At 42.7% G+C, this 21,367-nt stretch carries 13 protein-coding genes; 8 read left to right on the top strand and 5 right to left on the bottom strand.

All coding sequences use genetic code 11. From position 1 onward, the window contains the following. Positions 1–165 precede the first annotated feature (165 nt). Positions 166–1,257: a glycosyltransferase family 4 protein gene (locus CHH91_RS00245; RefSeq protein WP_095220894.1), complete on the top strand. Its 1,092-nt coding sequence runs from the start codon at positions 166–168 to the stop codon at positions 1,255–1,257. Between the two features lie 62 nt (positions 1,258–1,319). Here the strand turns inward: CHH91_RS00245 and CHH91_RS00240 are convergent, their stop codons facing one another. Both CHH91_RS00240 and tagD read right to left on the bottom strand, forming a co-directional pair. After that, positions 1,320–2,399 (bottom strand): CDP-glycerol glycerophosphotransferase family protein, encoded by a 1,080-nt coding sequence (locus CHH91_RS00240; protein WP_286160646.1) that lies wholly within the window; start codon positions 2,397–2,399, stop codon positions 1,320–1,322. A 112-nt stretch (positions 2,400–2,511) separates the two neighbouring features. Beyond that, positions 2,512–2,910: a glycerol-3-phosphate cytidylyltransferase gene (tagD, locus tag CHH91_RS00235; protein ID WP_095220892.1), complete on the bottom strand. Its 399-nt coding sequence runs from the start codon at positions 2,908–2,910 to the stop codon at positions 2,512–2,514. A 386-nt stretch (positions 2,911–3,296) separates the two neighbouring features. Here tagD and CHH91_RS00230 point away from each other — a divergent pair, with 386 nt between their 5' ends. The 7 genes from CHH91_RS00230 to CHH91_RS00200 all read left to right on the top strand — a co-directional run bounded on the left by CHH91_RS00230 (position 3,297) and on the right by CHH91_RS00200 (position 17,911). Continuing rightward, on the top strand, positions 3,297–5,423 hold the full coding sequence (locus CHH91_RS00230; protein ID WP_095220891.1) for a CDP-glycerol glycerophosphotransferase family protein: 2,127 nt from the start codon (positions 3,297–3,299) through the stop codon (positions 5,421–5,423). A gap of 321 nt (positions 5,424–5,744) precedes the next feature. After that, complete coding sequence (locus CHH91_RS00225) at positions 5,745–8,921, top strand: N-acetylglucosaminidase (protein ID WP_095220890.1); 3,177 nt, start codon at positions 5,745–5,747, stop codon at positions 8,919–8,921. Positions 8,922–9,129: 208 nt separating this feature from the next. Next, positions 9,130–12,072, top strand: a complete 2,943-nt coding sequence (locus CHH91_RS00220) for a peptidoglycan recognition protein family protein (RefSeq protein ID WP_095220889.1) — start codon at positions 9,130–9,132, stop codon at positions 12,070–12,072. A gap of 110 nt (positions 12,073–12,182) precedes the next feature. Further along, positions 12,183–13,796 carry a glycosyltransferase family 2 protein gene (locus CHH91_RS00215; RefSeq protein ID WP_095220888.1) on the top strand — a complete coding sequence of 538 codons (1,614 nt, stop codon included), beginning with the start codon at positions 12,183–12,185 and terminating at the stop codon, positions 13,794–13,796. Between the two features lie 76 nt (positions 13,797–13,872). Next, the gene (locus tag CHH91_RS00210; RefSeq protein WP_095220887.1) at positions 13,873–15,408 is read left to right on the top strand and encodes a glycosyltransferase; all 1,536 of its coding nucleotides are present in this window, start codon (positions 13,873–13,875) and stop codon (positions 15,406–15,408) included. A 72-nt stretch (positions 15,409–15,480) separates the two neighbouring features. Further along, entirely contained in the window at positions 15,481–17,031 is a 1,551-nt protein-coding gene (locus CHH91_RS00205) for a glycosyltransferase (protein ID WP_095220886.1), read from the top strand. A gap of 148 nt (positions 17,032–17,179) precedes the next feature. Continuing rightward, positions 17,180–17,911 (top strand): WecB/TagA/CpsF family glycosyltransferase, encoded by a 732-nt coding sequence (locus tag CHH91_RS00200; RefSeq protein WP_286160645.1) that lies wholly within the window; start codon positions 17,180–17,182, stop codon positions 17,909–17,911. 34 nt (positions 17,912–17,945) lie between these two features. On the opposite strand, the gene tagH is transcribed toward CHH91_RS00200, so the two are convergent. From tagH to CHH91_RS00185, 3 genes are all read right to left on the bottom strand, one after another. Further along, on the bottom strand, positions 17,946–18,734 hold the full coding sequence (gene tagH, locus CHH91_RS00195) for a teichoic acids export ABC transporter ATP-binding subunit TagH (protein ID WP_095220885.1): 789 nt from the start codon (positions 18,732–18,734) through the stop codon (positions 17,946–17,948). A gap of 16 nt (positions 18,735–18,750) precedes the next feature. Then, complete coding sequence (locus CHH91_RS00190) at positions 18,751–19,584, bottom strand: ABC transporter permease (RefSeq protein WP_095220884.1); 834 nt, start codon at positions 19,582–19,584, stop codon at positions 18,751–18,753. 162 nt (positions 19,585–19,746) lie between these two features. Continuing rightward, on the bottom strand, positions 19,747–21,120 hold the full coding sequence (locus tag CHH91_RS00185) for an LCP family protein (protein WP_095220883.1): 1,374 nt from the start codon (positions 21,118–21,120) through the stop codon (positions 19,747–19,749). Between the last annotated feature and the right edge of the window lie 247 nt (positions 21,121–21,367).

Genomic DNA, 21,367 nt, shown 5'->3' with positions numbered 1-21,367 from the left:
CCGGTTATGATGTAAAATTTACATTATGTGCAATTGTGTTTTGTCAATAGAAACATTATAATAGTACAGAACCTACGCAGAATACTGTCGAAATCTAGTAATTTATGATACTTGGATTATAAAAGCATTTTTGGAACGATTTGCAAGCTATTTAGGAGGATACAAATGGTACACATAACGCCTTTAATCGTAGCGTTGGCAGCATGTTTCATCCTTTCAATTGCGCTGACGCCTATGGTGAAAAAGCTGGCATTCGCAATCGGAGCAACGGATAAACCAAACGCTAGAAAAGTACACCAGAAAATCATGCCGCGACTAGGCGGATTGGCCATTTACATCAGTTTCATCATCGGTTATTTGGTTTTCATGCCACATGATTCGAATACAGCACCAATCCTGATTGGTGCAACAATGATTACTTTAATCGGAGTGCTGGACGATAAGTTCATGCTATCCGCAAAAGTGAAGTTAATCGGACAGATTGCAGCCGCTACTGTAACGGTATTGGGCGGCATCCAGATCGACTTTGTAACATTGCCATTCACTGGACGAATTGAATTCGGTGTTTGGGCAATTCCAATCACGATTCTGTGGATTGTCGGTATAACGAACGCCATCAACTTGATTGATGGATTGGATGGATTGGCAGCAGGAGTGTCAGCTATCGCGCTGTTCACGATTGCCATGATCGCCATCAGCATGGGTAACCCAATCTCTGCAATGATGGGCGTCCTGCTTTTAGGCAGCACACTTGGCTTCCTAGTGTTCAACTTCCACCCGGCTAAGATATTCATGGGGGATACAGGAGCATTATTCCTCGGTTATATGATTGCTGTTCTATCCGTAAGCGGTTTGTTCAAGAACGTTGCATTGTTCTCCTTGATCGTGCCGATCATCATTCTTGGTGTTCCGATCCTGGACACAACATTTGCTATCATCCGCCGGATTGTACAGAAGAAGCCTTTATCAGCACCGGATAAGCTGCATTTGCATCACTGTCTCTTGAATCTAGGATTCTCGCATCGCCAGACTGTTATTGTTATCTATGCGATCAGCGGAATCTTCAGCATTACAGGTGTCCTTTACACGGAAGCAACCATGTGGGGCTCAACCATCTTGATTATTGCCTTGGCAATACTGATTGAACTGATCGTTGAGATTACGGGATTGATCAGCGACCGCTATCGTCCATTACTCAATATGGTAGGTTTCCCGAAAGTGACAGAAGAAGAACGGCGCAAACAGCATCAGCAATAAAGGAAAACCCCTTCTCCAATGGAGAAGGGGTTTTTTTATACAAAAAAAACACGCTGAATTTATCAGCGTGTCGTCTGAGTGGATGGATTGGCTGTGGCAGCAACGGCCGGGTTGGATGTATACATCGCCTGTACCAGCTGCTCACTCGCATGTCCGTTTGAGTATTGGTTCCACTGTTTAGAGAAAGCCTGTACCTTCTCCAGTTGGAAATCACCCTTTTTGATCACTCTAATAATTGTTTTTGTATCTCTGACCATTGGTCCTGGTAATGATTCAAGATATTCGTCTGACACACCGCGTTTTTTCTGGTAATCCTCCAGATCATACGTAAAGAAGATAATCGGGCGGTTCAGCAGCGAATATTCAAATGGTATGGAAGAATAATCGGTAATCAAGATATCCGTAACTAGTAAAAGTGGATTGATATTTTTATAGTGTGTGACATCGATTACGAAATTCGGGTAATAGTTTGCCAGATCCCATGTAACAGCAGGATGAAGGCGAAGGAACAATACATATTCCTGACCCAGCTCCCGATACAAGCGTTCGATATCAAGTTCTATTTTAGGCTTGGCCAGCTCATCATCACGATAAGTCGGAGCATACAGGATAACCTTACGCTTCTTGATAATTGGATATTGCTCGGTGATTTCTCTTTCGTATTGATCGATTTGACTATCGTCGAAGAAGAAATCCGTTCGCGGCATACCAGTCCGCAATATATTCGCATTCGACAGACCGAAGCTCTCCTGGAAGATGGATGCCATCTTTTCCGAACCGACCGTAACATATGTGAAACGGCTGTATACCTGTTTGAATCTTTCCTGTGCCTTTGGACTTCTAGTCTGGACAGAAGGGTCCATCAAGCCGAACTTCTTCATCGCACCTGCCGCGTGCCACAGCTGAATGCATGTGACATTTGGTTTGAAATCCGTTACGGCAAGAAATCCGAAGTAATTATCTACCATCACGACGCGCGAAGTGGCCAGATGATAGATACCTTTTACAAAAGCGCTGATATTCGTCATGGCAAATGGTACAATCTCCGCATCCAGATCAGTGAATTCTTCCCTGCAGGAAGATGTTTTTAATATGACTATTTCTCCCGCGTTCCACTTTTCAAGCGATTTAGCCGTATACAAAACATTATCCCCAAAAGAGGAAACCAAGGTGGTTTTGTTCTTTTGGGGAAATAGCTTGAAACATATAAATAGCATTTTGAAGAACGCTAGATAGAGAGAAATAGCAAGTTCTCTAACCATTATTAACTTCTAAAAGATCATCTTTGATCTTAGAAGTGGAGATACCAACTGTACGTGGAAGATATACGACTTCACAATGTTCTTTCAAGAAGTCGAATTTGCCTTCCCAGTCGCTGCCCATGACGAATACATCAATATTATGGTCCACTACATCGTGGACTTTTTGATCCCAGCTTTCTTCCGCGATAACTTCATCCACATAACGAATCGCTTCAAGGATCATTTTGCGGTTTTCAAAGCTGTGGTAAGACTTTTTGTCTTTCAGCTTGTTGAATTCATCAGAAGAGATTGCCACTACTAGATAATCGCCCATTTCTTTCGCGCGGCGAAGCAAGTTTACATGGCCCCAGTGCAACAAATCAAATGTACCGTACGTAATTACTTTCTTCATTGTTGTGCCTCATTTCCTTTATTAGTTTTGGTTTTTCATATATAAAAGTTGTCTGCATCATCATTGTCACAGTGTAAGTATAGATCATAACATTTACACCTGATTAACATTATATTTACATTTTAATTAAATTTCAAGTCTGCTATGATAATAGAATGCAAATATATGCGCGAATTGTCGAATCTGCATACATATTTACCTAATTTTCCTACAATTGGTTAAGAAAATGTATAAATGACTTGGTATGAAACATGCTAAGGAAGAGCAAAAAAACCAATTCAAATACGAAGTATATGTAAAGAACTTTACAAAAGCATTGTTGAATTACCTACATATGAAATTTATAATAAGGAATGGATTTGCTAGTCGAGAGGAGAAAGTACTGCATGGAAAACATCAGCCTTCGAAATAGGAGAGCCATATCGGTTCGTATTGAAGCGGGAATTTTCTATATGGAAATTCCGATAAGAGCCTCCTACATCGCTGATTATGAAACATATCGATTCTTATTGATGAATCGTTATACAAACGAGGACATTTACCTTACTTTTAATGAAGACCACAGCGTAGATGAATATACGATTTGTAAGGTAACGCTGGACCCTTCCGAGCATACACAGATGCTTCAGGATGGAGTTATGTGGGATCTGTACGTTGAACGGGAAAATGAAGGAGAAACGAAGCGGGCTCGGATTTCTAATCCGCCGGAGCACCTGCAATATAATTCCTATTTCATACCAGGAACGGACAAGGTTTTCTACCCGTATCGCACCGGAAAAGGTAACATCTCTTTCCGAGTAAACGATTATGTTTTCTTTGCCAATTTGGAAGAAGTCCATTTAAAGAAAACGGGAGTCATGCATTTTTCCGGTTCAATTAACTATGCTCCGCTATACCAAAGCGAAGCTTATAAATTGGAAGAACTGAAACTCGTGGTGACAAACAACTTGAATGAAGAGGAAGAACAAGTCTTCCCGCTTCAGTTTAAGGAACGCGAGGACTTAGCAGATAAATATGAAGGAAATGAGCTGCTCCGGCACTCAGGATTCGAGGGACTATTCGATATAACACCTCATATTGATTTGTCAGATAAGAAGTTTCTGAAATTTTATGTAGAGCTGACTTATTCACATAATGGTGTGCGCCAGACCATCCGCAGTATCCGCATGCGCCATCTGAAAAAAGATTCAACCTTGCCAGCGGCTGCGAAAACGACTATCAATGGTAAGAAATATAAAATGACCGTGAGATTAACGAAGAAGTCGAAATATCTTTCTGTTCAAACTTCTGAGTATTTCTTTATCCGGGAAAGTATCTCGCGAGCGAGACGCAAGTGGGTTAATATCCGCAGAGGCAGATTCCTTAAAAACAGTTATCAGCAGGTGTTCAAGCTTTTTGGAGCTATCTTGCCTGTTGATAAAAAACTTATGGTTTTCGAAAGTTTCCTTGGCAAACAATACAGTGACAATCCAAGAGCGATTTATGAGTACATGCTGGAACACCATCCGGAGTACAAAATGTATTGGAGCTCGGACCGACGTGCAGTTCCTTACTTTGAAACAAAGGACGTTCCTTATGTGCGCAGGTTCTCCATCCGTTGGTTGTTCCTTATGACAAGGGCAAGGTATTGGGTCTCCAACAGCCGTCTGCCGCTATGGATTCCAAAACCAAATCATACGATTTATTTGCAAACCTGGCATGGTACACCGCTGAAGCGACTTGCAGCAGACATGGACGAGGTGCATATGCCTGGTACGAATACCGAGGCGTATAAACGCAATTTCTTATTCGAAGCTTCCAAATGGGATTATCTTGTTTCGCCAAATGCGTACTCCAGTGAAATCTTCGCGAGGGCGTTCGGATTTGAGAAGGATATGCTTGAAACAGGATACCCGCGAAACGACTTCCTTTATACACATAATAAGCCGGAGAATATAGAAGCACTTAAAAAAAGCTGCGGGCTTTCTGAGGATAAGAAAATTATCCTGTATGCACCAACCTGGCGGGATAATCAGTTTTATCAGAAAGGAAAATATAAGTTTGATTTAGAGCTGGATCTGGAACGTATGCGTCAGGAACTGGGAGACGAATATGTCGTTGTATTGCGTCTGCATTATCTTGTTGCTGAGAATTTGGATCTTTCCAGCTATGAAGGATTTGCTTATGACTTTTCCAAGCATGAAGATATCCGTGAACTTTACTTGATGGCTGATATGCTGATTACGGATTATTCTTCCGTATTCTTTGACTATGCCAACCTGCGTCGACCTATGATGTTCTTCGTGTATGATTTGGATGACTATCGGGATAATCTTCGCGGATTCTACTTTGATTTTGAAGAAACTGCTCCTGGACCTTTATTGAAACAAACAGAGCAAATCATCCAGGAAGTAAAACGTATTGACAGGGAAGGCTATCAGCCGGATGAACGATTTGAAGCATTCTACAACCGTTTCTGTTATCTAGAGGATGGGAAAGCTTCGGAACGCGTAGTAAAACAAGTTATTAAATAATGTGAACCACCGTCACTAGCTGACGGTGGTTTTTATTATTTAATTTTGATTTATAAAAGCGGGAAAAGTCTTTTTCAATATAATGGAAAAAATTGAATCTATAGAACTATTTTAATTGTAAACTAAATGAAAATCAGATATTAGATTGTAAAGCTTTGTTTGATTTTGTAGAATTATAGATAAATAGGTAAATAGTTGCCTACTACATACCATTGTTGCCTATTCCTAGTAAAAACGAAGGAGTGGTCGATGCGTTTTTCGATACACAATAACGATGCTATGGCGTCTGCACATTGAAAACTGAATATTTTGGAGGGTGAAATGAAGAAATTTGCATATGTTTTAATCTTTCTGCTTTTGTTTAGCTTAGTGTCTCCGGCCAACTATGTGTCTGCGGAAGAAACGATAAAGTCTGATCAGCAGACAGAATCTGTCCAGCAAGTAGATGAGACACAGACAGAGCAGTCAGAAACTGTTGCTCCAGAAAATCAAACTGGCACTGTCGATGAGACTGATGAAACAGGAACAGCACCTGTTGAAGAAGCGCAAGAAAACGAGGGTGATGTTTCAACAGGAGAAGAAACCGACAGCGAAAATCAGCAGATTGAGGATGAAGCTGTGAATCAGGAAGAAGAAACAGATGCTCCGGCAGTAGAGGAAGATTCCGAAACTGACACCGAAGAGGCTGATGATTCTGAAAAGCAGACGATGCGTGCTGCAGCAGCTGCTCCCGTGGAAACTTCAATTGACCTAATGGGTCATTTGCGTTCCAATGCAGTCATCTATCCTGATCTTAACGATATGGATACTTTCAAAGGAGCTGTCGCTGGCGGCTATACCGATGCTGTTTACTACATCAAGAAACAAGCGAAATGGAATAATGAAACATATTATCTTATTAGTAAACAGGCAAGCAGTACGACTGGTGTTGTCGGCTGGGTGAAGTCTACTGAAATGACTACACATGAGCATTCGGTAGTGAACAGCAATCAGCAGACATTTATCATCAGCGGATCTGGGAATGCCTACAGCAAGCCTTGGGGAGGATCTAAGGATCTAGTCTATAGCCTTAGCCAATACAAAGGCCAGCAGTTCAAAGTGAGCGCTGAAGAAAAAATCGGTGCCAACACTTGGTACAAAGGAACCCTAGCTGGTAAGACTGTCTATATCCATTCTGCATACGTGGAAGCATATGAGCCAGTTAAAATCGAAGAGGAACAGAAAACTAGTCTGCTTGGTCATCTGAAGAGCAGTGCGGTTATTTATCCAGATATCAATGATCCGTCTTCTGCAATCAATGCAGTAGCCGGCGGATACACAAGCGCCGTTTACTATATCAAAAAGCAGGCGAAGATAAACGGAGAACTGCATTATTTGATCAGCAAAGAACCAAGTGCAACTAACGGTGTTGTTGGCTGGGTGAAAGCAGCCCAGTTGTCTACGCATACTCATACGACAATCGATAAAAACAAGAAGACCTTCACTGTTAAAGGATCTGGCCAAGCTTTTGCGAAGGCATGGGGTGGATCGAAGGATATTGTCTACAACCTGAGCGATCTAGAAGGCAAAACCTTCTATGTAAACTTGACTGAGACTGTCGGCAGCAATACATGGTATCGCGGAATGCTGGATGGTAAGCAGGTGTTTATCCATTCTGCTTATCTATCAGCATACGAGCCTGAAATCACTGAGCAGCGTGTAAGTAAGCTTGGTCATCTGCATGCCGATGCAGTGATTTATCCTGATTTGAAAAACCCGGCTTCTACTCTTTCAGCTGTAGATGGCGGATACACAGATGCTGTCTATTACATTAAAAAAGAAGCAACTGTTGCAGGTGAGCTTTACTACTTAATCAGCAAGGAACCGAGCGCAACTAACGGAGTTGTTGGCTGGGTGAAAGCATCCCAATTGTCTACGCATGATCACACAACGATCAGCAAAGAGAAGAAGGGCTTCCTAGTGAAAGGAACTGGCCAGGCATTTGCCAAAGCTTGGGGCGGATCCAAGGATCTAGTTTATAATCTATCAGACTATAAGAATGAAGTTTTCAGTGTTGATCTGACTGAGACAGTCGGGAATAATACGTGGTACCGCGGAATGCTTGGTGGTAAAAAAGTGTTCATTCACAGTGCTTACGTCCAGGAAGTAATTGAAACGAAGATCAGCCGTCTTGGCCATTTGAATGGTAGTGCAACAGTGTACGATAACTGGTCTGATACATCAGGAAGAAATGCTTCTGATGCAGGGCTGACGGATGCTGTCTACTATATCAAGGCACAAGTTGAAGTGAATGGCACAACGTATTATAAGATCAGTAGAGAGCCAAGCAGTACAACTGGTGTTGTCGGCTGGGTGAAATCCACTGAGATGTCGTCACATGAACATACGACTATCGACAAAACTGCAAAAACATTCTACTCGAATGGAAAAGGCAGTTCCTACGCAAAAGCGTGGGGTGGTTCGAAGGACTTAGTCGCAAGCGATATGTCCAAATATGAAGGTTCTCAATTCAAAGTCAATCTGACAGAAAAAGTCGGAAACAACATTTGGTACCGTGGTGTACTGGATGGGAAAACGATGTGGCTGCATGAAGCATTTGTGGTTGAAAGCTACGATAAACAAACACAATACGATTTGACACTGGAAGAAGCAGTAGCTATTCAGAGTACTGCATCTGCACAGACAGACAGCGAGTACAAGACATATGTATCTGCTGAATACATCAACAGCAATAACCAAGTTACGGCAGACCTGCTGAATGTACGCGGCGGTCCTAGTACTAGCTACTGGGTAGTCGGAACTTTGAGCAAAGGAGCAAAAGTCACTGTTCTTGGTCAATCAGGCAGCTGGCTGCAAATCGAGTTCACGAATTCACGTCAGTGGGTGAATGCAAGTCCGGAGGATATCGAGTACTATCTTGATCCGAATAACTTCATCAATGATGAGCGACAGCGTTTCCAATTCCTGGATCTGACGAGAGCCAGTGATGCAGACGCAGCGACATTGAATAAATACCTTAATGGAAAAGGAACACTTTCCGGACAAGGACAAGCATTCATTGATGCAGCTAAGCTTTATGGAGTCAATGATGTTTATTTGGTTTCACATGCTACACTTGAGACAGGTAATGGTTCGTCCACACTTGCCCAAGGAGTAATGTATAACGGCACGAAGGTCTATAACATGTATGGCATCGGAGCTTATGACTCCTGTCCAATAGATTGCGGGGCAAAACGTGCTTATGAAGAAGGCTGGACTTCTCCGTATCTTGCGATAGTCGGGGGAGCACAGTATATAGGATCCGGCTACATCAATTCAGGTCAAAATACATTGTATAAGATGAGATGGAACCCTGAGGCGATGGCAGCAACCGGTACATTCGGCAAGCAGTACGCTACCGATATCGGCTGGGCATCCAAGCAAGTCTCAACAATGTACAACTTATATCAAAATATAGGTATTTATACCTTGTATCTTGATATACCAAACTATCGTTAAATCAGAAAAGCACATTATCCGATGAGGATAATGTGCTTTTTTTGTAAATTAGTATTTCAGATTGTAAATTTTTTGTCGATATATTAGGTAGGAAAGGTTTTAGCAATTATTTTACATCATATACTTCCTAATCCAATCAGGCCGAGAAGGAGGCGAAATTTGAAACGGCAGCTATAACCATTTTCTAATAAGAGGACAGAGGGTAAAAATGAAAAAAGTTATTAGCTTGATAGTCGTTTTGATGGTATGTTTCAGTATCATGCCAGTGGGAGTTTTTGCAGAAGAGCATGATGTTCAGAATAAAGAGGATGACATTAGTGATTCCAATACTAATGCTGCACCTCAGGAAATAGGCACAGAAGATTCAGCGATAGCAAAAGAGACCGAAAAGGAACCTGCTGCGTCGTCTGCTCAGATAGATAATGAATCGGTTGGCAAGGAAGAAACTGATCTGCCAGCAGCAGAAGAACAGGCAGAGCAGTCAGAATTACAAACAGATACGCCAGATACAGAACAAGACAGCACGAAGCAGGAATCGGCAGTCAAAGAGCAAAAGGAAGAAGAGCCGCGATACAACGAACTCGGTATTAAAGAAGGTACGATGGTTTATGGCATTGATATCAGTAAGTTATCTGCTGAAGAGCTTCAATACATTCCGCTAGAGTGGCGTGATGGAGTGGATGAATCTGAGATTCAATCCTCTTCAGAACCTCGCTTATCTATTCGAGCTAGTTATCCGGACGTTAACGATTGGATTAAAAAAAATACGCCATCTACGTCTTCCATTAAATATGAGTATAAAAGCCAGTTTCCCAAATTCAATTACCGAAACGGGAGAGGTGCTGTGGAAGGTGTCGTAGCACATGAAACAGCAAATCCAAATTCTACAATCCGCGGTGAGATAAATTACATGACAGAAAATTACAATAATGCATTTGTTCATGCATTTGTCGATCATGGCAATATCATCGAAATCCATCCGACTGATTATGCCGCATGGGGCGGGGGATATTACGCGAACCAACGTTTTGTTCATGTGGAATTGGTCCGGGAGGATAACTTCGAGGACTTTGCAAAATCTATTAATAACTATGCGGATTATATTGCTTATGTGCTGGCAAAATATAATCTTGGTGTAACAAGTGCAGAAGCAAATGGACGAGGAACGTTGTGGTCGCATAAAGCTGTAAGCAATTTCCTGGGTGGTACGACACATGTAGACCCGCATGGCTACTTTGCACAATACGGCTACAACTGGAGCGAATTTGTAACACTTGTTACGGAGAAGTATAACCAGAAAGCGATTAAGTACAGTAGCACTAGCAAACTAGGACATATTCGGACTACGAGTGCGAGAATCTATCCGAATCTATCGAACTTGTCCAGCAGTACACAAGCAGGATCAACTAAAACAGACCAAGTCTATTACATCAAGAAGCAAGCCAACGTCAGCGGAACCACTTACTATTTATTAAGCACTCAGCCAAGTGCCTCTTCCGGGACAATAGGGTGGATGAAAGCAAGTGATGTGAAAGTATATGATCATAAAACGGTTAATCATGATCAGTATATGTACACAGTTGCGGGAGTCGGTAAAGCCTATAATAAAGCCTGGGGCGGTTCCAAGAACCAAGTGTATGACTTAGCGTCAATGAAGGGCAAGGTTTTCACCTCAAACCTTACGGAAACAGTCGGGAGCAATACTTGGATACGCGGTACCCTCAATGGGAAGGAAGTGTGGGTGCACTCCAGCTTTGTCACTGATAAGAGAAAAGAAAGCAATACAAGCAAGCTGGGACATCTGCGCAGTGGAGCCAAAATCTATACAGAAGCTAAAAATACAGCTAAATACAGAAATGCTGCAAGCAATGAATATAATCAGGTCTATTACATCAAGAAGCAGATTGAAAGAGATGGACAGCTGTTCTACCTTATCAGCTATGCACCAAGCAGGACAGAAGAAGTAGTAGGCTGGGTAAAAGCGGAACAGCTGCAGACACATGACCATAAGGGCGTCAATAAGACTGCTCAGACGCTTTACCTGACTGGATCTGGAAAGTCTTATAATAAAGCCTGGGGCGGAAGCAGGAATCTTGTGAGCAGCAGTCTATCTGCATCAAGAGGTAAGGCCTTTTATGTGAATCTGACAGAGAAAGTCGGCAATAATGTCTGGTATCGCGGAACACTTGACGGAAAACAAATGTGGCTCCACAGTACTTATGTGTCGACTAAGAAAGAAAGTACGACCAGCAGACTGGGACAATTAAACGCTGATGCAGTCATTCAGACTGCACCCGGCGTCGCATCAGGTGCCAAAAAAGCAACCGATGGCTATACAGATGAGGTATTTTATATTAAAAAACAAGTGGTCTTCGATAAGAAGACCTATTACCTTATCAGCTACAATCCAAGCAGCACAAGCGGTACTGTCGGCTGGGTGGAAGCAGGTAAGATGAAGACATATTCCCACACAGGAGTCAGTAAAACTGCTCAAACACTTTATATAACAGGTTTAGGGAAATCGTACAATAAAGCGTGGGGCGGCAGTAAGAATCTTGTCAGCGGTAATCTGTCTGCATCAAGAGGTAAGGCTTTTTATGTGAATCTGACAGAGAAGGTCGGCAATAATACCTGGTATCGCGGAACTCTTGACGGAAAGCAGATGTGGCTGCACAGTGCTTATTTGTCTACAAAAGAAGAGAGCAAGACAAGCAGGCTTGGTCATTTGAGGGCAGAAGCCCTCATTCTGACTTCCCCTGGTATAACAACAGGTGCCAAAAAAGCAACGAATGGCTATACAAATCAGGTATATTACATAAAGAAACAACTTGTTTTTGATAAGAAAACATATTATCTGATCAGCAGTGAGCCGAGTAGCACAAGCGGTACCATTGGCTGGGTGGAAGCAGCACAGATTAAGACGTATTCACACGTTACAGTTGATAAGACAAGTAAAACCTTGCATGTCTTAGGAACAGGCAGTGCTTATGCCAAAGCATGGGGCGGCTCGAAAGACCTCGTCTATGATCTCTCGAGTTATGCTGGTAAAGAGTTTCAGGTCAATTTAACGGAGAAAGTCGGAAATAATACTTGGTATCGAGGTATGTTGGCTGGGAAAGAAGTATGGATTCATTCAGCATACTTAAAATAAAAAAATCACACCACGCGAGAACGTACGTGGTGTGATTTTTTGTTACATATTGTAGGAATTAGTTGTAAAATGAAATTAGTGTAAAATGAATGTAAATATCGGAGGATAAGATGAAGTTGAAGTATACAATTGCAATTCCAGTTTATAATGACGAAAATACAATCAGGCAGTGTCTGGACAGTATCATCAATCAGACCATTGATAAAGACAAACTGGAGATTATCTGTGTAAATGATGGGTCTACCGACCAAAGTCCAGCAATCTTGGAAGAGTACAGCAATACATACAGTTTTGTACGTATTGTCCACCAGGAAAACAGCGGTTCACCGAGCGGTCCGCGAAACAAGGCAATCGAGCTTGCTACAGGTGATTTCATCTTCTTCGTAGACGGAGATGATTATCTTGGAGAAGAAGCACTAGAGCGGATGGAGGAGAAAATCCTTCAATACGACAGTGACATCGTTGTCGGGAGATATGTCGGTATCAATAGAGGTGTTCCGCAAGCCATTTTCAAGCGGAACCCAGATAATTTCAGCTTCTATGGCTCTAACGCCATGTACACAGTCAGCGTACAGAAGCTGTTCCGAGTAAGCTTGCTTCGTGAGCATAATATCCGGTTCCCAGAACATTACTCGCTTGGTGAGGATCAGCCATTCGTCATCCAAGCTTATGCTTACTCTAATTCTATATCTATCGTAAAAGATTACCCGTGCTATTATCTCACGAATAATCTCACTGTAGGCAGGGAGCAGCTTACAAAAAAACCGATTACTGGCCGTCTTTATATGCATCAGTTTGAAGAGACGCTTGCTGCTGTTGCTGGTTTGCAGCTTCCTAAAGAGAAAAAGCTGCTCACCTATTATCAATACTTAACACGAGTATTGAATATTGAACTGCGCACGACGATCACACGCTCCTTCCAGATGGAGGATAAGCTATTCATCTTCAATTCCTTGAAAGAATTGATCAAGCAGCATAATTTCCTGGAGATTTATGCGAATTTCAATACAAGGGAGAAGCTGCTGCTTCGAATCATTGAGCAAGGTGAGCTTGATGATCTTATCAACTTCTGGTATGCAGAGCGTCATCCAGGTAATATGCAAGTATTCCATGGTCTCATCTATCCGAAGGCAGAAAAAGCTTATGAATTGGCTAAGGCTGAATCTTTATCCTTCCACCGCTCAAATAAGCTTACGGCAGCTGTAACACGTGTGGAGAAAAAAGCAGAAGGCTTGTTACTAGAAGGGTATAGCTATCATTCTTTGGTTGACGCCTCCGAGGAACAGCTTTATTTGAAGCTTAGCGACAGGGATAGTGACCGCGTAACCTCTCTTGCTGTTCAAAAAGGTGCTTATCATATAGACAATCCAGTTCCTGTGAATCCTGAAGTGATGCAAGAGCAGATGCTATCGGCATTCCATGTTGTCATCCCGGCATCCATAATCGAAAGGATCGAAGCGGAGAAGGACATAGTAGATTTGCATCTTGTCAGCAGAATCGAGAATTATACAGCTATCGCGCGAATCTTAGGTGAGATGCCTCGTCATGCGACAACTAAGCTTACATCTTCCAAGAAAAAGAATCATTTGCTTAATGTCACAACCTACAATACAAAGCACGGAAACCTATCCTTTAAACTGCAGGATACGACGAAAAAGAAACCGAAACAGCTTAGCAAAAAACAGCGTATCGCCAACAAAATCAAGCGGATGCTAAGAGCATGATAAGGTTATCGTTTTAAATAACTGTTAAGTTATGCTATCTTAAATGAACAATAATTCCGCTTAGGAGGACACAGCAATGAAAACACCAATCTTCGTGTTTAACTCATTGAATGTTAAACGCGGTGGTTTAACAAAAGCGGTATTAAAACGTGCCAACCTCTTGGTCAATCATTGTCCGGAGGTTGTCTTCTTTACACTTGCCTATCAACAGGATCATAAAAATATTATTGAAAAGCTTTACGAATCTGGACAGATGGACAGGCGTATCAAGGTGAGGAATTTCTACGCCGAGCTGCTCGAAATGGAGCATGTTACGGAACCGGTGCAAACAGCCGTGGAGCTTCCAGGCTACAGCCATATTGTTGATAAGAGAAGTAAATTGCCAGCTTATCGCTACTATAACAATGGATTTTATGAACAGTATCGCCGATTTGAGCAGGATGGTTCGCTGAAACTGATTGATTATATGGACGAGAGCCGAACAAGGCAGCGGCGAGAAGAATATTTGCGTAATAGTCGTCTAGTCAGGGCAAGTCACATGGATATCTCTAATAATAAGGCGAAGCTGCATAGGTATTTTCATGCAGACGGTTCTTGCAGGATTGCTGTTTGGCTGGATGAACCAAATACAGAAGGACGTACTATTCGGTTCGATCTGAACAAGGAATATGCAAAGATCGAGCATGCTTATGCGGATTGGATTGAAGAGGCGGTCAAGATCTATGATTCACCAGTTCTTCTATCCGATTCCAGAAAAACAGATGAAACGGTGCTTCGAGTAAAAGGTGATTACGAGAAAATAGGCGTCGCGCATAGTTCTCATATCGCTGCACCATATAAAGATGATTCTGAAACGAAAATCACATGGCATACCTTCTTTGATGGAATCAATGATTATGACAAGGTCATCGTTCTGACAGAACATCAGAAACAGGATATTATTTCCAGATACCAAGTTGATTCACAAAAGCTGCATGTTATTCCGCATGCTGCGCCACCAACGGCCCCTGCTGCTGCAGGAAGCGTCGATCAGCATCTTGCGGTTTCCTTGTCGAGATATTCGGAAGAGAAAGCTGTGGATGAGGGCATTCGTGCATTCCGGCATGTCGTAGACAAGCTGCCAGATGCACGCTATCATATTTACGGCTTCGGACCATTGGAATCGCAGCTGCAGAAACTGATCAAGGAGCTTGGGCTGCAGGATAATGTGAAGCTGATGGGCTTTACCACTGATCCGGCAGCAGCTTATCAATCAGCAGCATGCTCCATCCTTACATCAAAATACGAAGGTTTTGGAATGGTGCTGACAGAAAGTATGGCCGCAGGTACACCGGCAATCACCTATGATATGAAATACGGCCCAAGGGAAATCATCCGGGATGGAGTCGATGGCTTCATTGTGGAAGCCGGCAATCAGAAACTGCTCGCTGATCGGATACTATCCGTCATGGAGGATAGTAAACTGCGCAGAGAGATGGCTGAAAAGGCTATTGATATATCCGGACGTTTCAGCGAAGACAATTATAATCAGTCTTGGATAGAAGTGTTCAGCTCACAATCAGGACAAGGGAATAAGAAGAAAAAATCATTATTCGGTTTTATGAAAAAGTAATACCCTTAGATATGGTAAATGACTGTTTGGTACTGTGTTTTTAGCGAAATTGCATACCAGTAGGAGGATAAAATGATGAAGACCCCAATATTCGTGTTCAATTCACTGAATGTGGAGCGAGGCGGCCTGACGAAAGCAGTAATGAAGCGGGCGAATATTCTCGCAGACCATTACGGGAAAGTTGTTTTCTTCACACTGGCTTTTCAGCAGGACCACAAGAACATCATCGAAAAATTGTATAAGTCAGGCCAGCTGGATAGAAGAGTCGAAGTGAGAAATTATTTCACGGATCTTCTTCATATCAGCAAGGTGGATATACCTAAAGAAGCATCTGCCGAAGTTGAGGGATTGCACGCTATCCAGGATAAAAAGAGCAAGCAGCCTGCTTTTCGCTATTATAAGGATGGCGTTTATAAAGAATATCGTCGCTTTAATGGGGACGGCTCACTGAAGCTCATCGATTATATGGATGACAGCCGTACACGTCTCAGCAGAGCAGAATACCTGCGGGATGGTCGTCTTGTGAGAACGAGCCACATGGATCACTTTACGAATAAGCCGAAACTGCACCGCTATCTTTTGGGAGACGGCACATGCCGTATTACGGTATGGGTCAATCCATCGGGCAGTGAAGGCAGGACCATCCTCTTCGGTGAAGAAGATGTCGAATACGATTCTATCAACCATGCGTATGCTGCTTGGATTGATACAGCAGTACTAGATTATGAAGCGCCTGTGCTCATGTCTGATTCAAGAAAGACAGATGAAACTGTCCTGCTCGTAAAAGCAGATGTGGAAAAAGTTGCAGTTGCGCACAATAACCACTTCGAATCACCTTATGATGATAGCGCGAAAACGAAGAAATCCTGGAATCATTTCGTGGAAGGTATCAATAGCTTTGACCATGTCGTCTTCCTGACGCATGAACAGGAAAAGGATATTACTTCCCGCTACCAGGTAACAACGAAGCTGCATGTCATTCCGCACGCAGCACCGGACACGCCAGCTGCACAACAAGCCTATCAGCCGAAGGTAGCTGTCACACTGGCTCGCTTTGAGGGACAAAAGCGCCTGGATGAAGGAATTGCAGCCTTTAAACACGTGGTGGACAAGATCCCGGATGCAGAGTACCATATTTACGGATTTGGACCGCTTGAGGATGAGCTGAAGGCTCAAATCAAACGTCTTGGACTGGAGAAGAACGTGAAGCTGTTAGGCTTCTCCTCTGATCCGACAGCATCCTACCAGTCAGCAGCTTGTACAATCTTAACTTCCGATTTCGAAGGCTTCGGCATGGTGCTTACAGAGACACTTGCAGCGGGAACGCCAGCGGTCGCCTATGATATCAAGTATGGACCAAAAGATATTGTCAGGGATGATATCGATGGCTATCTTGTGAAAAAAGGCGATCAGAAGGCACTGGCTGATAAAGTAGTCGCTATCATGAATGACAAAAATCTTCGTGACAGACTATCAGAGCGTGCAACAGAAGTGATTGAGAGATTCAGTGAAGAGAGCTACAAAAAGGATTGGGTAGAAATGTTCGGACAATCCTATACGCCATCAGAAAACGAGAAGCCGCAGGAGAAGAAAAGATCCTTCTTCGGATTTGGCCGTAAATAAGAAAACAGCCGGTATATTACCGGCTGTTTTCTATTTGTGTAAATTCTATGTGAATAATTGTAAAGTTATTGTTTTCGTGGCATAATGGGAAAGTCTATCATACGAAGATTCCTACCTGATGGTTTGATCTTGAAAGGTTGTTACAAGTGTGTCAAATCAAGAAATCGTAGAAATAATGGATATTCCTTTTAATAAATTAACGCAAAAAGAACTATTGCAGCAGCATCTTTATCCACGGATCAACGCTGGCGAAAGTACGTATATCGTAACGGCTAACCCAGAGATTGTCATGCAGACAAGAGTGGATGCTGTTTATAAACAAAGTGTCAAAAGTGCTGACTATATAATACCGGACGGTGCAGGGGTCGTCATTGCCTCTAAAATACTTGGTAACCCAATTGAAGAACGCGTGACTGGCTTCGATCTTATGTTCAAGCTGCTCAGCTATGCTGAAAAGCATAACCTTAGCTGCTACTTCCTTGGAGCGAAACAGGAAGCGAACGAACGAGCAGTAAACCGTGTGCGATCTCAGTATCCCGGTATCCGCATTGCCGGAAGCCACCATGGATATTTTAATGCAGATGCAGAAGCTGCAGTTGCAGAGCAAGCAGCTACAACTAAACCAGATCTTATCTTTGTTGCAATGGGGTTCCCGAGACAGGAGAACTTCATCGCTGCTCATAAGCATCTATTCGAAAAAGGTGTATTCATGGGTGTCGGCGGTGTATTCGATATATTAGCCGGAGAAATGAAGCGTGCACCTCGTGCATGGATAAAACTGAATTTGGAATGGCTTTACCGCTTGATTAAGCAGCCGTTCCGGTGGAAACGGATCCTTAAAGCATTTGAATTTATGTTCCGCGTCCTTATACGCAAATAAAAAGACAGAAAGGCGAGTAGCCTCTCTGTCTTTTTTAATTCCCTGCACCTGCGATGGCGCGCTCACGATATGCTTCTTTTTCTTCCTTCGACATCTTCTTGTATTCGTTCAGAAATTGGTCGTATCTCGGGATGACTTCATGAATAGAGCCATACTCCCGTACTTGTCCAAATTCCAGCCAAAGGATTTTATCGCAGAACTGCTTCATTTGTCCAAGCGAGTGGCTGACGAATATCATCGTCTTGCCTTTATCCTTGAATTCATGCATCTTGGCAAGGCTCTTCTCAGCGAATGCCTTATCACCTACGGATAACGCTTCATCGATAATCAAGATTTCCGGATCGATATTAACAGAGATAGAGAACCCAAGGCGTGATTTCATTCCGCTCGAGTAATTTTTAACTGGCTGGTCGATGAACTTCTCCAGCTCAGCAAATTCGATGATTTTCGGTTCAAGCTCGGCAATTTCCTTCTTGTTAAGTCCAAGCATCAAACACTTCAATTCAATGTTCTGTCTGCCCGTTAAATCACCCTTCAAACCAGCGGAAACAGCGATCAAAGCTGCATCGCCATTCAAGGTAACTGAGCCCGTCGTTTCGGGAACGATGCCAGCTATGATATTCGACAATGTAGATTTACCGGAACCGTTGATACCGATAAATCCGACAACATCACCTTTTTCAGCCGTAAAGCTTACATTGCGCAATGCGTAAAAATCTTCCCCGTATTCCTTCGGGAAAATGATGTCCTTAATACGATCTGAGCTTTTGCTATACAATTTATATTTTTTGCTTACATTTTCAACAATGATTGATTTATCCATAAAAATCCCTTTCTAATTAGAGAAAGTCGATAAAGTGTCTTCTGAAACGGACGTGTAAGGCAGCACCAATCATGAAGATGATTGCAGTGACTACCCAGAAGTAGATTGTGTACTCCCATGAGTTAACGATATACCAGCCATTTTGTCCCATCAATGATGCGCGGTAGCCTTCAACAAGATAGTAAAGTGGATTAAGCTTCATTACCAAAACCAAGAAATCCGGAAGCCTGTGAGAGACCCAAAGGATAGGTGTAAGATACAGCACCATCCTTAAAGTTGCTTGTAACAGCAATTGAATATCTCGGATAAGCGTTGTTAAGGTGGTCATAAGCAGTACAAAAGCATACGTAAATGCTACTGTAGCTATGATAAAGTAAGGGAGTTGCACTATATAGATACTAACCGGATATCCGGTAAATTGCATAAGAATGATAGTAAATACAACAAGAATTAAATGAGGATAAAGCTTCGAGAAGATCGTGATATTTGGTATCACACTCATCGGGAAGTTCATCTTCGACAATAACCGCAGTCGTGAATAGATAGATTTAGAACCTTGTGTAGCTGCCGGTTGGAAAAACATCCAAATAATTAAACCTGCAACGAGCCACGGGAAGAATTGTAAATCGTCTCCTCCTGAAGGATTTGGAATCACACGTGGTTTACCGTCACTAATTAAGTAGCCGAACACAAGCCAGTAGATAGCAATTTGTATTAGCGGACTTATTACTTCCCATGCCAATCCTAGATAGTTTGCGTTATTGTTATTCCTAAGTTCATAAAGCGATATGCGTCTAATGAGATTAAAATGCTTGAATTGTTCTTTAAGAACAGTAATTGCTGATTTCATAAAAAAGTCCTTCCTGCTAGGATGTTCTTTTGTTCAGACCTCTTAAATTATACTAGCAACAACAATAGAAAACAATTTTAATTTACACTGTCTTTACAATGGCGAAGACTAATGTGACAAAAGGAACTGCCACCCAAAAGAGGGGTGGCAGTTTTGTTTGCTTTATGGTGTTGTAGTATTTCCTGTCGAGCCAACCGAAGTGCTGTCATTCGTTGTGGTACCTGTCGTACCTTCATAGGTTGAACCGCTAGTTGAATTGCTGGACGTACTGTCAGTGCTAGAGCTGCCTGTATCATAGCTTGAAGTCCCGCTTGATTCTGTACTGCTGTCTGTTGATCCGCTAGTTCCGGTACTGTTATCAGTGGCTCCAGTAGATCCAGTACTGCTGTCAGATGTACCAGTGCTTCCTGTTGTTCCAGTACTGCTGTCAGTGGTACCAGTTTCTCCAGTTCCGCTGCTAGTAGAACCAGTAGAGTCAGTCGTTCCGGTACTATCATCGTAAACGCCGCTTCCATCCGTTTCCACACTATCCGTGTCTACTTCCTCAGACAGGCCGAGATGTTTACGAAGCTGTGTCTGTACATCTGCCAGTGAAGCTGGGTCGACTTGATAGTACCAAATGCCGTCAGATAGCTTACCGCCGGTTCCGTTCAAATTCAATGTGTTAATCGTCAGGTCATTGCTTGTTCCGTAAGAGATGAAACTCTTGATCTGATCGAATGTAAGACTTGTACTTAGGTTGTCGCCTACATCCTGAATCAATGCATCATATTTGAATACAGATCCAGCTGATGATGCTTTGGTGATCATCGCCTTGATGATTTCCTGCTGGCGTTTACCGCGTTCGATGTCATTGTCGTAATGACGGGTACGGGCAAGCGCTAGTGCTTCTTCCCCATTAAGCTCCTGTAATCCTTCTTCCAGATGGATAGCGTCTTTTTGATCCTTTGAGTTCTGTTCATATAGCTCATAAGGAACTTCCACCTCGATACCGCCTAGTGTATCGATGATGTCCATGAAGGCATTGAAGTTGATTTCTGCATAATAGTCGACTGGGACGTTGAGGAAATTCTCAACGGTTTCCACACTAGCCTGGGCACCGCCATAAGCGTGTGCGTGGGTGATTTTTGTCTGACGATCGACTTCCGGCACGTATACGTAGGAGTCGCGCGGAATACTCAGTAAATCTACGCTATGCTCTTTCTTATTGAAAGTAGCAAGGATCATCGCATCGGAGCGGGAATTACCTTCATCGCGGGTGTCACTGTCGTCCACTCCCATGAATAGAATCGAAACATTATCCTCGACGGGGTCGACTGCTTCATCCCGTAATGCTGATTTATCCCGTGTATCTGCGACATGGGCATTGTCAATGGCACTGGCTGCGGAGGTCCATAAATGAGCAGCATACGCTGCTCCGCCTGCTCCAAGGATTAAAACGGGGATAAGGAGCAGCATCAAAATTCGTTTTTTATTTACTTTTTTCTTCACTATTCGCCTGGGAGGCTGGGATTGGTAAGGTGACCTTCTTCTCATGATTAAACTCCTTTATTTACTGATGTATCTGTATGTTTATTCATTAATTTTGCTGGTAAAGTCTACCTGTTAGCAGAACATGCTAACCTTAATTGTACTATGAAACAGCAGCAACGTAAAATTACTATTATATTACAAGCCTATCCCGCTCGTGACTGGGCTGAAGCTGTACCCTTGATCATTTTTCTAAACTTTTTCCACACTTTTTCGGGCCATGCTCCGATTATAGCTGTGAAAGGAGGGGAGA

The organism is Virgibacillus sp. 7505, from assembly GCF_002272135.1.
In the GTDB taxonomy this organism is placed as follows: domain Bacteria; phylum Bacillota; class Bacilli; order Bacillales; family Amphibacillaceae; genus Terribacillus.
The sequence above is the reverse complement of the archived record's forward strand: the minus strand, read 5'-3'. Positions and strand labels throughout refer to the sequence as shown.